This window comes from Rhodococcus sp. JG-3, assembly GCF_000482405.1.
Classification (GTDB): domain Bacteria; phylum Actinomycetota; class Actinomycetes; order Mycobacteriales; family Mycobacteriaceae; genus Rhodococcoides; species Rhodococcoides fascians.
Genome location: NZ_KI519398.1, coordinates 3235233 through 3247899, shown reverse-complemented (window position 1 = coordinate 3247899; position 12667 = coordinate 3235233). Strand labels below are relative to the sequence as shown.

The 12667-nt window shown below is 66.2% G+C and carries 13 protein-coding genes; all 13 read right to left on the bottom strand.

Features of this window, described 5'->3' with window-relative positions; genetic code table 11:
- Positions 1-33: 33 nt before the first annotated feature.
- Positions 34-267: a preprotein translocase subunit SecG gene (secG, locus tag K414_RS0116840; protein ID WP_027497008.1), complete on the bottom strand. Its 234-nt coding sequence runs from the start codon at positions 265-267 to the stop codon at positions 34-36.
- 119 nt (positions 268-386) lie between these two features.
- Positions 387-1172: a triose-phosphate isomerase gene (gene tpiA / locus K414_RS0116835; RefSeq protein WP_027497007.1), complete on the bottom strand. Its 786-nt coding sequence runs from the start codon at positions 1170-1172 to the stop codon at positions 387-389.
- 3 nt (positions 1173-1175) lie between these two features.
- Positions 1176-2387 (bottom strand): phosphoglycerate kinase, encoded by a 1212-nt coding sequence (locus K414_RS0116830; RefSeq protein WP_027497006.1) that lies wholly within the window; start codon positions 2385-2387, stop codon positions 1176-1178.
- Positions 2388-2392: 5 nt separating this feature from the next.
- On the bottom strand, positions 2393-3412 hold the full coding sequence (gap, locus tag K414_RS0116825; RefSeq protein WP_008716538.1) for a type I glyceraldehyde-3-phosphate dehydrogenase: 1020 nt from the start codon (positions 3410-3412) through the stop codon (positions 2393-2395).
- Positions 3413-3533: 121 nt separating this feature from the next.
- Positions 3534-4517 (bottom strand): DNA-binding protein WhiA, encoded by a 984-nt coding sequence (gene whiA, locus K414_RS0116820; RefSeq protein WP_027497005.1) that lies wholly within the window; start codon positions 4515-4517, stop codon positions 3534-3536.
- Positions 4508-5536, bottom strand: a complete 1029-nt coding sequence (gene yvcK, locus K414_RS0116815; RefSeq protein ID WP_051365145.1) for a uridine diphosphate-N-acetylglucosamine-binding protein YvcK — start codon at positions 5534-5536, stop codon at positions 4508-4510. The genes whiA and yvcK overlap by 10 nt, the downstream gene beginning before the upstream one ends.
- Positions 5533-6399: an RNase adapter RapZ gene (gene rapZ / locus K414_RS0116810; RefSeq protein WP_027497003.1), complete on the bottom strand. Its 867-nt coding sequence runs from the start codon at positions 6397-6399 to the stop codon at positions 5533-5535. Before rapZ ends, yvcK begins: the two co-directional genes overlap by 4 nt.
- 86 nt (positions 6400-6485) lie before the next feature.
- The gene (gene uvrC / locus K414_RS0116805; protein ID WP_048318514.1) at positions 6486-8579 is read right to left on the bottom strand and encodes an excinuclease ABC subunit UvrC; all 2094 of its coding nucleotides are present in this window, start codon (positions 8577-8579) and stop codon (positions 6486-6488) included.
- Positions 8580-8659: 80 nt separating this feature from the next.
- Positions 8660-9133, bottom strand: coding sequence for a PH domain-containing protein (locus tag K414_RS0116800; RefSeq protein ID WP_027497001.1), 474 nt, complete (start codon positions 9131-9133; stop codon positions 8660-8662).
- Positions 9130-9627 carry a 6,7-dimethyl-8-ribityllumazine synthase gene (gene ribH / locus K414_RS0116795; RefSeq protein WP_027497000.1) on the bottom strand — a complete coding sequence of 166 codons (498 nt, stop codon included), beginning with the start codon at positions 9625-9627 and terminating at the stop codon, positions 9130-9132. Before ribH ends, K414_RS0116800 begins: the two co-directional genes overlap by 4 nt.
- The gene (locus K414_RS27220; RefSeq protein WP_237606207.1) at positions 9624-10955 is read right to left on the bottom strand and encodes a bifunctional 3,4-dihydroxy-2-butanone-4-phosphate synthase/GTP cyclohydrolase II; all 1332 of its coding nucleotides are present in this window, start codon (positions 10953-10955) and stop codon (positions 9624-9626) included. Before K414_RS27220 ends, ribH begins: the two co-directional genes overlap by 4 nt.
- 87 nt (positions 10956-11042) lie before the next feature.
- Complete coding sequence (locus K414_RS0116785; protein WP_027496999.1) at positions 11043-11654, bottom strand: riboflavin synthase; 612 nt, start codon at positions 11652-11654, stop codon at positions 11043-11045.
- The gene (gene ribD, locus K414_RS0116780; protein WP_037220280.1) at positions 11655-12647 is read right to left on the bottom strand and encodes a bifunctional diaminohydroxyphosphoribosylaminopyrimidine deaminase/5-amino-6-(5-phosphoribosylamino)uracil reductase RibD; all 993 of its coding nucleotides are present in this window, start codon (positions 12645-12647) and stop codon (positions 11655-11657) included. It lies immediately after the preceding gene.
- Positions 12648-12667 lie beyond the last annotated feature (20 nt).

The window sequence follows — 12667 nt, the reverse complement described above, 5'->3', positions numbered from 1 at the left end:
CGGCCGTCAACTCGCACTCGGAGCCGGGACGGATCAGGTGTACTTGATCTCGAGACCGATCCCGAGGATCGCGATGAGCCAGATGAGGCCGGTGAAGACAGTGAGGCGGTCGAGGTTCTTCTCGACGACCGTGGAGCCGGACAGGCTGGACTGCACGCCGCCACCGAACAAGCTGGACAGACCGCCACCCTTGCCGCGATGCAGCAGGATCAGCAAGATCAGCGCCAGGCTGGTGATGACCAGCAGAATATCCAGAAACAGATCCATGTCCACCTCAAACTCGATTCGATGCCCTCAGCAGCCTACCTGGCCCCACGAACGACTTCGGACACCCCGCCGAAGCGAGGTGTCCGAAACCAGTTCTGTGCAGCGGTGACGATGGCCGATCAGGGCAACGGTCCGCCTGCGGCGATCGCCGACAATGTGGCGAACTCGTCCGCCTTGAGCGAAGCGCCACCGACCAGCGCGCCGTCGACGTCGGGCTGACCGACGATCTCGCCGACGTTCTTGGCGTTGACCGAACCGCCGTACAGCACGCGGACGCCCGCGGCGACCTCGGCCGACGCCAATTCCTTCAATTCCTCCCGAATGGCACCGCACACTTCCTGAGCGTCCGACGCCGAGGCCACGCGTCCCGTGCCGATGGCCCATACCGGCTCGTAGGCGATGACGACCTTGGCGATGTCGTCGGCCGAGAGGCCGTCGAGCGAACCGCGGAGCTGAGCCACGTTGTAGGCCACGTGCTCACCGGCCTCACGAATGTTCAGACCCTCGCCGATGCACACGATCGGTGTCAGCCCGTTCTTCAAGGCAGCCTTCGTCTTCGCCAGCACGACGGCGTCGTCCTCGCTGTGCAACGTGCGTCGCTCGGAGTGGCCGACCACGACGAAGGTGCATCCCAGTTTGGCCAGCATCGACCCGCTGATCTCGCCCGTGAATGCGCCGCTGTCCTCGGCGGAGACGTCCTGCGCACCGTAGGTGAGCAGGAGCTTGTCGCCTTCGATCAGCGTCTGGACGCTGCGGATGTCGGTGAACGGCGGAATGACCGTGACGTCCACCTTGTCGAAGTACTTCTCGGGCAGCGAGAAGGCGATCTTCTGCACCAGCGAGATGGCCTCGAGGTGGTTGAGGTTCATCTTCCAGTTGCCCGCGATGAGCGGCTTACGTGCCATGCGTTACGCCTCCAGGACGGATAGACCGGGCAGCTGCTTGCCCTCGAGGTATTCGAGGGATGCACCGCCACCGGTGGAGATGTGCGAGAAGCCGTCGTCGGGCAGCCCGAGGGTGCGTACCGCAGCAGCGGAATCACCACCACCGACCACGCTGAACGCGCCCTTCTCGGTGGCTCCGATGATCGCCTCTGCGATGCCCTTGGTACCGGCCGAGAACTTGTCGAACTCGAAGACGCCTGCAGGTCCGTTCCAGAAGATCGTCTTCGCATTGGACAGCACGACGGCGAAACGACTGACCGAGTCCGGTCCGATGTCCAGACCCATCCAGCCGTCCGGAATTTCGGACGCCTTCACGGTCTTCGACTCGGCGTCGGCCGCGAACTTGTCTCCTACGACGATGTCGACCGGAAGGTGGATCACGTCGCCGAAGCGCTCGAGCAGGTCCTTGCAGACCCCGATCTGATCCTCCTGAAGCAGCGAGTTACCGACCGAATAGCCCTGCGCCGCAAGGAAAGTGAACGCCATGCCGCCGCCGATGACGAGGGTGTCGACCTTGGGAGCCAACGCCTCGATGACGCCGAGCTTGTCCGAGACCTTGGACCCGCCGAGCACCACCGCGTACGGACGAGCCGCATCCTCGGTCAGCTTGGCCAACACCTCGACCTCGGCGGCGACGAGCGTGCCCGCGTAATGCGGAAGCAGCTGCGCCACGTCGTAGACCGACGCCTGCTTGCGGTGCACGACGCCGAATCCGTCGGAGACGAATGCCGCATCATCGCCGGCCAGAGCAACGAGCTCACGAGCCAGTGCGGCTCGCTCGGACTCGTCCTTGCTGGTCTCACGCGGATCGAAGCGGATGTTCTCGAGCAGCAGTACGTCGCCGTCGGTCAGGCCCTCGGCGCGTGCCTCGGCGTCCTGACCCACCACGTCTCCTGCGAGCTGGACATGCCGGCCGAGCAGCTCGCCGAGCTTGGCAGCGACCGGAGCCAGGCTGTACTTCGCATCGGGCTTGCCGTCGGGGCGACCGAGGTGAGCGGTGACGATGACCTTCGCTCCGGCCTCGACCAGTGCACGAAGAGTCGGAATCGACGCCTGGATGCGGCCCGGATCGGTGATCGTGCCGTCCTCGAGCGGGACATTGAAGTCCGATCGCACGAGGACGCCACGTCCTTCGACACCGGCATCGAGCAGATCCTGCAGTGTCTTGACAGCCATCGGTGTCAGAGGGACTTGCCGACGAGACCGATGAGGTCGGCGAGGCGGTTGGAGTAGCCCCACTCGTTGTCGTACCAGGAGACGATCTTCACCTGGTCGTCGATGACCTTGGTCAGCGGCGCGTCGAAGATCGACGAGTGCGGATCGGTGACGATGTCCGAGGACACGATGGGATCGGTGTTGTACTTCAGGATGCCCTTCAGCGGGCCCTCCGCGGCAGCCTTCATCGCGGCGTTGATGTCCTCGGCGCTGGCCTTCTTTTTCAGCAGAGCGGTCAGGTCGGTGACAGAGCCGGTGGGGATCGGCACCCGAAGTGCGTAGCCGTCGAGCTTGCCGAGCAGCTGCGGGAGAACCAGGCCGATGGCCTTGGCTGCACCGGTACCGGTGGGGACGACATTCAGAGCTGCGGCACGTGCACGACGCAGATCGCTGTGCGGGCCGTCCTGCAGGTTCTGATCCTGCGTGTACGCGTGAATGGTCGTCATGAGACCCGAGACGATGCCGAACTCGTCGTCGAGAACCTTGGCGATGGGGCCGAGGCAGTTGGTGGTGCACGACGCGTTGGAGATGATGTTCTGGCTGCCGTCGTACTTGTCGTCGTTGACGCCCATGACGATGGTGATGTCCTCGCCCTTGGCGGGCGCGGAGATGATGACCTTCTTGGCACCGGCGTCGATGTGACCCTGAGCCTTCGCAGCGTCGGTGAAGATGCCGGTGGACTCGACGACGACGTCGACACCCAGGTCACCCCACGGAAGTGCGGACGGTCCCTCACGCAGCGACAGAGCCTTGATCTTCTGGCCGCCGACGACGATGGTGTCTTCGCCTTCGAGCGAGACGTCGTGCGGCAAGCGGCCCAGGATCGAGTCGTACTTGAGCAGGTGTGCGAGCGATGCGTTGTCGGTCAGGTCGTTGACAGCAACGATTTCGATGTCGGTGGTACCGAGCGCCTTCTGCGCGTCGACAGCCCTGAAGAAGTTACGCCCGATGCGGCCGAAGCCGTTGACGCCTACCCGGATCGTCACTGTTCGCTCCTAAAAGTTGTGAAAACAGATGTCTGGTCGTGCCTGCATGCGGGGTGCCACACGCGGTACCTACCCTAGTGTGCGCTCCGGCGGAGCGCGCGCATCACTCGACCGAGGCGCTCTACGCCTCGTCGAGCAGCTCTGCGGTGACCGCCGACTCGGTGTCGGGTATCCCGGTCTCCTTCGCTTTCCGATCGGCCATGGACAGCAGACGCCGGATCCGACCGGCCACCGCATCCTTGGTCATCGGCGGGTCGGCCAACTGACCGAGTTCCTCCAGTGAGGCCTGGCGGTGCTGAACCCGAAGCGAACCTGCCGCAGCGAGATGATCGGGTACGTCGTCGCCGAGAATGTGCAGAGCCCGCTCGACGCGAGCGGCGGCCGCAACCGCGGCCCGAGCGGACCGGCGCAGGTTGGCGTCGTCGAAGTTGGCCAGACGGTTGGCGGTGGCCCGCACCTCGCGGCGCATCCGGCGCTCCTCCCACACCAACCGGGTGTCCTGAGCGCCCATCCGCGTGAGCAACGCTCCGATTGCTTCGCCGTCTCGTACGACGACTCGATCGGTGCCGCGCACCTCACGTGCCTTGGCTGCCACTCCGAGGCGCCGAGCGGCACCGACGAGGGCGAGCGCTGCTTCGGGCCCGGGGCAGCTGATCTCGAGCGCGGACGACCGGCCCGGCTCGGTGAGCGAGCCGTGGGCGAGAAACGCGCCGCGCCACGCGGCCTCGGAGTCGCCGACCGTGCCGCCCACGACCTGAGCGGGCAGGCCACGCACGGGACGTCCACGGAGGTCGAGCAGCCCGGTCTGGCGGGCCAGAGCCTCACCGTCCTTGGCCACGCGCACCACGTACCGAGACGTCTTGCGCAGGCCTCCGGCACTGAGCATGTGGACATCCGAGGAGTAGCCGTACAGCTCGAAGATCTCGCGTCGCAGCCGCCGTGCGATGGAGCCGAGATCCACCTCGGCCTCCACCACCACTCGACCCGCGACGATGTGCAACCCGCCGGCGAAACGCAGCAGGGCGGACACCTCGGCCTTGCGGCAGCTGACCTGACTGACGGTGAGCCTGCTCAGCTCGTCCTTGACCTCCGCTGTCATGGCCACGAAGTGATCCCCTCTCTGCGCGCCGCTGTCGGTACCGAGCCGTCGGTGGACGACACGATGGCTCCGAGAGCAGCAGCCAGCTTTCCGTAATGATGTGCGTGAGTGCCGGTTTCGGCAACGTCGACGTAGACGACCCCAGCGCCGAGCCGGGCAGCGGCGCGCGCCACGTGCTCGCGGTTGCTGCCCTCCGGGACCGAGGCGGAATCGACCAACACGTGGTCGATTCCCAAATCAGGTGCGTGTTGGGAGAGTACGTGGACATGGCGCTCGGCGGAGAATCCGGTGGTCTCCCCCAGCTCCGGTGCCAGGTTGAGTACGAGCACCTTGGGCGCACTCGTGCGCGCCAATGCAGCGAGCTGATCGGGCACCAGAACGTGGGGAATGACACTCGAGAACCACGATCCTGGCCCGAGCACGACCAGGTCCGCCGCGGCGATGGCGGTCAGCGCCGCCGGCGTCGCAGGCGGATCCGGTGGCAACAGCCGCACGCGTCGAACCTTGCCGGGCGTCGTGGCGACGGCGACCTGACCACGAATGACGCGACTCACGCGTGGGTCGTCCTCGAGGCCGGACACATCGGCCTCGATGTCGAGCGCAATCGGTGACATCGGCAGCACTCGTCCGTCGATACCGAGCATGTGCACCATCTCGTCGAGGGCAGCTATCGGGTCGCCGAGTACTTCGGTGAGCCCGGCGAGAACCAGATTGCCCACCGAGTGGCCGGCCAAGGCGCCGGTGCCCCCGAATCGGTGCTGAATGACGTCGGTCCACAGCTGGGTCCTGGCGTCCGAGCGCGCCAGGGCAGCCAGCGCCATCCGCAGATCGCCGGGCGGGATGACGCCGAGTTCTGCCCGCAGACGACCCGAGGACCCGCCGTCGTCCGCGACCGTCACGACTGCAGTGACATCGCTGCTGAGCAGCCGAGCTGCCGACAGCGTCGCGTACAAACCATGGCCGCCGCCCAGCGCGACGATCTTGGGACCCGAACCCGATACCGGACGGTGCGGAGTATCGCTCATTCGCGGCCCAGATCACGGTGCAGGACGCGGACCGATACGTCCCCCTGTTCGGCGAGAATACCGGCCAGGGCCTCCGTCATCGCGACGCTTCGGTGCTTTCCTCCGGTGCAGCCCACGGCCACCGTCATGTATCGCTTGCCTTCCCGCACGTATCCCTCGATGGTCAGATTCAACAGATGCGTGTACGTCTGCAGGTAGTCGTGCGCCCCGTTCTGTCCGAGAACGTAGTCGCGCACATCCGCATCCTGACCGGTGTGTTCGCGCAGTTCGGGCACCCAGTGCGGATTGGGCAGAAAACGCACGTCGCAGACCAGGTCGGCATCCATCGGTAGGCCGTACTTGAAGCCGAAGGATTGGACCGTCACGCCGACGCCGACAGTGTCAGCGGCCCCGAAGACCGTTTCGATCTTGCGCCGAAGCTGGTGCACCGACAACGAGGTCGTGTCGACGGTCAGGTCGGCGGCCGCCTTGACCTGCGCGAGCCGTAGACGCTCGGCGGTGATCCCCTCGGTCAGAGTTCCGTCCTGGCCGTCGTTCTGCAACGGGTGACTGCGCCGATTCGATTCGAACCGCTGGACCAGCACGGCGTCGGACGCATCCAGGAACAGCACGCGATTGCGCACACCCTTGGAGTCGAGTTCCTTGACCACCCAGCCCAGATCGCCGGTGAACAGGCGGCTGCGCACGTCCATCACCAAGGCGAGACGCTCGATACGGGGCTGCGACTCCAGCCCGAGATCGACCATCTTGGAAATGAGCTCGGGCGGCAGGTTGTCGGCCACGTACCAACCCAGATCTTCGAGAATCTTGGCGGCCGTGCGCAACCCGGCGCCGGACACGCCCGTGACCAATGCCACTTCGATGCCGTCGTGCGGCGAGTCGGCCCGCTCGTCGGGGTTTCCGGGGTGCGGCTCGGACGGTGGGTGTGCCTGTGTCTGGTGTTCGCTCACTACGAAGCCTGTCCCGCCGATTCCACACGCGGTTCGATCGCATGGTCGGCCGTGTTCTCGCCCGGTGTCGTTGCCGTTGCGCTGCCATCATCGCCTACATCGGCCCCGCTCGGGTCGGAACCCAATGCGGCCAGCACCGACTTGGCGGTGGTCGCGCCGATTCCGGGGACCTCGACGATCTCTTCGACCGTTGCCTTCTTGAGATTGGCCACCGATCCGAAATGCGCCACCAGCGCGGTTCTCCTCGACTCGCCGAGCCCGCGCACCGAGTCGAGGGCCGACGCAGTCATACGGCGTGATCGCTTGCTTCGATGGAAGGTGATGGCAAATCGGTGCGCCTCGTCGCGCACTCGCTGCAGGAGATACAGAGATTCACTCGTGCGCGGCAGGATCACCGGATCCTCCTCCCCCGGTACCCACACTTCTTCCAGTCGTTTGGCGAGCCCGACGACGGCGACGTCGGTGACACCGAGTTCGTCCAGCACTGCTGCGGCCGCTGCGACCTGTGGTGCACCGCCGTCGACGACGAACAGGTTGGGCGGATAAGCGAACCTGCGTGGCCTACCGGTTTGGGGATCGAGCGCGGCTTCGGGAGCCAGATCGCCGCCGCTGCCGACAGCGTTGGCTCCGTCTGCAGAATGACGGAGGAAACGACGCCGGGTCACCTCGGCGATGCTGGCGACGTCGTCGGAATGCCCGTCGCCTGCCGCTTCCTTGATCGCGTAGTGGCGGTAGTCGCTCTTGCGCGGCAATCCGTCCTCGAACACGACCAGTGACGCGACCACATCGGTGCCCTGCACGTGCGAGATATCGATGCATTCGATTCTCAGCGGTGCCGAATCCAGATCGAGCGCCTCCTGAATGCCTTGCAGCGCAGCGGATCTCGATGTGAAATCACCCGCACGCTTCAGCTTGTGCTGCTGCAGAGCCTCTTTGGCGTTGCGTTCGACGGTCTCGGCCAGTGCCTTCTTGTCGCCGCGCTGCGGAACCCGCAAAGTGACATTGGATCCACGCAACTCGCTGAGCCACACCTGCACTTCGTCGGCGTTGTCCGGTAACACCGGCACCAGTACCTCACGCGGAACCGCGTTGGACCCGCCGTCATCGCCGCCCGGGGTCTGCGCGGACAACGCAGCCTGTTCGCCGTAGAACTGGGTGAGGAACTGTTCGACGAGGGCGGGGAGGTCGGCCTCGTCCTGCCGTTCGATCACCTCACCCGCCTTCTCGACCACCCACCCGCGCTGTCCCCGTACGCGGCCACCGCGGACGTGGAAGACCTGAACGGCGGCTTCGAGGGCGTCGGTGGCGAATGCGACCAGATCTGCGTCGGTACCGTCACCGAGCACCACGGCCTGCTTCTCCAACGCCCGACGCAGCGCGCCCACGTCGTCACGTAACCGTGCCGCGGTCTCGAAGTCGAGATCCTCCGAGGCCGCCTGCATCTTCTTCTCGAGCTGTCGCACGAGTTTGTCGGTCTTGCCGGCCAGGAAGTCGCAGAAGTCCTCGACGGTACTGCGGTGTTCTTCGGCACTGACGCGTCCCACGCACGGCGCCGAGCACTTGTCGATGTACCCGAGCAGGCAGGGGCGTCCGATCTGGTTGTGCCGCTTGAAGACTCCGGTCGAGCACGTTCGTGCCGGGAACACGCGCAGCAGCAGGTCGAGCGTCTCGCGAATGGCCCAGGCATGAGCGTAGGGACCGAAGTAGCGCACGCCCTTACGGCGGGGTCCGCGATACACGAACAGACGTGGGAATTCCTCGTTCATCGTCACCGCGAGCATCGGGTAGCTCTTGTCGTCGCGGTAGCGGACATTGAACCGTGGATCGAATTCCTTGATCCAGTTGTACTCGAGCTGCAGTGCCTCCACTTCGGTGGTGACCACCGTCCACTCCACGGAAGCCGCGGTGGTCACCATCTGCCGGGTCCTCGGATGCAGCGAGGCCACGTCGGCGAAGTAGGAATTGAGGCGACTGCGCAGGCTCTTGGCCTTGCCTACGTAGACGACGCGACCGTGCGGATCGCGGAATTTGTACACGCCCGGTTCCACCGGGATGGTTCCGGTGGCCGGACGATAGGTAGCGGGGTCGGACACGCCTTCCACGTTAGCGGTCGGGTCCGACGTTCTCCGCATCTCCAGCTCAGCAGCGGTGCACCAGAGCGTGCGGCTGTACGTCAGTCCTGATCGACGCGTGCGGGCGCGTACTCGCGCTCGAGCGCACGGAACTTTCGGACGGCCGCGACGGCGTGCTCACGGTCGTTGGACTGGATGGCCATGACATTGATGAACTCGTCGTCGGGGATGTCGACCCTGGCCCACATCGCCCCGTCGGGAAATGACAGGCCACGCACGAGATCCCACTCGATCATCCGCTCCGAGAACACGTTTCGGACCGCCACACCTGCCGGACCGACGCGAATGCGCGGGCGGGTGAGCAGCAGAGCCAGGCCAGCCAGCAACACGCCTATTCCCGCCATCGCCAGCTGATCGGCGGTCCTGAAGTAGACCCCGGTCGGCGACACCCGAAGCAGCACCGCGACAGTCGAGTGAGCGACGACGAGCAACACCGCGGCAGCGATCGCGTATCGGGCCGACTTACGGGACTTCACTTCCATGTCCCATTCGGACGGGGATTCGTCGCGCGTCATTGGAAGTCCTGATTCGTCCACGGCTGCCGGAGGTGCTTGAGGGTCAGGGCCGTGTCGATGGCGGCCGCGGTGGCCTGCCCACCCTTGTCCTCGAACGAGTCGGGCAGACCGGCGCGATCGAGCGCCTGCTGCTCGTCGTTGGTGGTGAGCACCCCGTTGGTGACCGGAGTGCCCTCGTCGAGCGATACCCGTGTCAGGCCGGCTGTGACGGCATCGCAGACGTACTCGAAGTGCGGTGTGCCGCCGCGGATGACCACGCCGAGAGCGACGACGGCATCGTGGGTGCGAGCCAGGGCCTGGGCGACTACGGGTAGTTCGATGGCTCCGGCGACGCGTATGACCGTGACGTCGCGTACCCCGGCGGACTCGGCTTTGCGGAGCGCACCGGCGAGCAGCGCCTCGGAGACCGTCCGATGCCACTGACCGGCCACGACAGCCAACTTCAGATCACTCGCGCCTGCGAGCTGCAGGGTGGGTTCGCCGTCGCCGCTCATGGGTTGACCCCGTTCTCGCGGGCAGGAGTGGAGCCTGCGGAATGACCGTTGTCACCAGGAGTGGAGCCTGCGGGGTGTGCGGGGTCATTTTGCTCGAAGTCGTCCAGGCCGACCAGGTCGTGGCCCATGCGGTCGCGTTTGGTGCGCAGGTAGGTCAGGTTCTCGGCGTTGGCGCGCAACGGCATCGGCACCCGCTCGGTGACGTGCAGGCCGTAGCCGTCGAGCCCGACTCGTTTGGCCGGATTGTTGGTGAGCAGGCGCATGGACGAGACCCCGAGGTCGACGAGGATCTGGGCACCGATTCCGTAGTCGCGGGAGTCTGCGGGCAGACCGAGCTGCAGGTTGGCGTCGACGGTGTCCGAGCCTGCGTCCTGGAGTTGGTAGGCCTGGAGTTTGTGCAGCAGGCCGATTCCGCGTCCTTCGTGTCCTCGCATGTACAGCACGATTCCCCGGTCCTCGGCCGCCACCATTTCGAGGGCGGCGTCGAGCTGTGGGCCGCAGTCGCAGCGCAGCGATCCGAAGACGTCGCCGGTGAGGCATTCGGAGTGCACCCGGACCAGCACGTCGCTGCCGTCGGCGTCGGGGCCGGAGATGTCGCCGCGCACCAGCGCGACGTGTTCGACCTCGTCATAGATGCTCTGGTAGCCGACGGCCCGGAACGTGCCGTGGCTGGTGGGGATTCGCGCGTCGGCGACGCGGACGACGTGCTTCTCGTGCTTACGGCGCCACGCGATCAGATCGGCGATCGAGATCAGTGCGAGGTCGTGTTCGTCGGCGAACACCCGCAGCTCGTCGGTCTGCGCCATCGATCCCTCGTCCTTCTGGCTGACGATCTCGCAGATGACTCCGGCCGGGCGGAGGTCGGCCATACGGGCGAGGTCCACGGCCGCCTCGGTGTGGCCGGGTCGGCGCAGTACGCCGCCTTCCTTGGCGCGCAACGGGACAACATGGCCGGGGCGGGTGAAGTCGTTCGCTCCGGTGTCGGGGTCGGCGAGCAGGCGCATCGTGGCTGCTCGGTCGGATGCGGAGATACCGGTTCCGATACCTTCTCGCGCGTCGACGGTGACGGTGTACGCCGTTCCGTGTTTGTCCTGGTTGGTGGCGAACATCGGCGGCAGGCCGAGTCGGTCGCAATCCTCACCGGACAACGGGACACAGAGGTAGCCCGAGGTGTAACGGACCATGAAGGCAACCAGTTCCGGGGTGGCCTTCTCGGCGGCGAAGATGAGGTCGCCTTCGTTCTCGCGGTCCTCGTCGTCGACGACCACCACTGCTTTGCCCGCAGCGATGTCCGCAACTGCGCGCTCGATACTGTCGAACCTGGTCACGAAAGTGCGCTCCATAGGTCTCGGGCCTGGCTCAGCGCCCTGGAAATGTCTCCGATGCACCGTTACCTGCGTGCACTTCAACAGTACTTACTGTGCGTCGATCGCCTGCAGCCGCTCCACGTACTTGGCGATGACGTCGACTTCGAGGTTGACCGGTGAACCCACCTCGGCCGTGCCGAGTGTGGTCAGGTCGAGGGTGGTGGGGATCAGCGAGATCTCGAACCAGTGCCCGCCGTCGTCGACTCCGAGCCCGGACACGGTGAGCGAGACACCGTCGACCGTGATGGATCCCTTCTCGACGACGTAGCGTGCTACCGACGTGGGCATGGTGATGCGCACGACGGTCCAGTTCTCGGACGGGCTGCGTCCGGCTACCGTGCCGGTTCCGTCGACGTGTCCTTGGACGAGGTGCCCGCCCAGCCGGCTACCGAGTGCCGCTGCGCGTTCGAGGTTGACGCGACTGCCGACATCCAGAGCGCCGAGGCTCGATCGGTTCAACGTCTCCTGCATGACGTCGGCGGTGAATCCGCCGTCGGGAAGTACTTCGACGACGGTCAGACATACTCCGTTCACCGCGATGGAATCCCCGTGGCCGGCGTCGGAGGTCACCACCGGGCCCCGGACGGTGAAGCGAGCGGCGTCGGGCAGCTCGTCCTTGGCCACGATCTCGCCCAGCTCTTCGACGATTCCGGTGAACATCTACTTCGCTCCTTCGGGCACGACACTCAGAAGAACGTCGTTGCCGATCATGGTGACTGTCTCCGTGCGGAACCGAATTGCGTCGGCAATTGTTCCGATCCCCGCATTCTCCACCGCAGCCGGGCCGGCCCCCAACACCGCAGGTGCGATGTAGGCGACAACGCGGTCCACGAGACCGGCGGCGAGGAACGCGCCGGCCAGAGTCGGACCACCTTCTATCTGGATGTCGGTGTACTCGCTCAGCGCGTCGATCACCGCAGCCGGGTCGTGTGTGTCCAGAAACACCGTCGGTGCCTCCGGACCGCGGATCGCGGCGGTCGCCGGTACGGGTCTCGATCCGACGACAACTCGAACCGGCTGATGCGATGCCAGGGTGCCGTCGGGGCGACGAGCGGTCAGCCGTGGATCGTCGGCCAGTACGGTTCCGGTTCCGACGACGATGGCGTCGAGCTTGGCCCGTTCGGCGTGCACGTGCGCCCGCGCCTCGGGTCCGGTGATCCACTGGCTCGTTCCGTCGGCAGCCGCGCTGCGTCCGTCGAGCGTCGCGGCGTATTTCCAGGTGACGTGCGGCCGGCCGGTGCGTTGTTTGTGCAGCCAGGCCCGCAGTGGCCCCTGCTGTACCTCGCGTGCCCCCACGCCCTGTTCGACGCGAATCCCGGCGTTCCGCAGCGCGTCTGCCCCGCCGGACGCGAGCGGGTTCGGATCCGCCACCGCGAACACGACCGACGCGACCCCGGCTGCGACGAGGGCCTGCGAGCACGGTCCGGTGCGGCCCGTGTGGTTGCACGGTTCGAGTGTCACCACCGCGGTGCCGCCGCGCGCACGGTCGCCGGCCTCGGTGAGTGCGACGATCTCGGCGTGCGGGCCGCCGGGTGGACGGGTGGAGCCGGTGCCCACCACGACGCCGCGGGCGTCGAGGATCACGGCACCGACCCCGGGGTTGGGGCTACTGATGCCCCGAGCGGCCTCGGACGCCTCGACGGCCAGAGCCATCGCCTCGACGACCGACACGG

Coding starts and splice junctions, on each gene's coding strand:
- secG (WP_027497008.1), bottom strand. CDS start 267: ATGGATCTGTTTCTGGATATTCTGCTGGTCATCACCAGCCTGGCGCTG.
- tpiA (WP_027497007.1), bottom strand. CDS start 1,172: ATGGCACGTAAGCCGCTCATCGCGGGCAACTGGAAGATGAACCTCAAC.
- K414_RS0116830 (WP_027497006.1), bottom strand. CDS start 2,387: ATGGCTGTCAAGACACTGCAGGATCTGCTCGATGCCGGTGTCGAAGGA.
- yvcK (WP_051365145.1), bottom strand. CDS start 5,536: ATGAGCGATACTCCGCACCGTCCGGTATCGGGTTCGGGTCCCAAGATC.
- K414_RS0116800 (WP_027497001.1), bottom strand. CDS start 9,133: ATGACGCGCGACGAATCCCCGTCCGAATGGGACATGGAAGTGAAGTCC.
- ribH (WP_027497000.1), bottom strand. CDS start 9,627: ATGAGCGGCGACGGCGAACCCACCCTGCAGCTCGCAGGCGCGAGTGAT.
- K414_RS0116785 (WP_027496999.1), bottom strand. CDS start 11,654: ATGTTCACCGGAATCGTCGAAGAGCTGGGCGAGATCGTGGCCAAGGAC.
- ribD (WP_037220280.1), bottom strand. CDS start 12,647: ATGGCTCTGGCCGTCGAGGCGTCCGAGGCCGCTCGGGGCATCAGTAGC.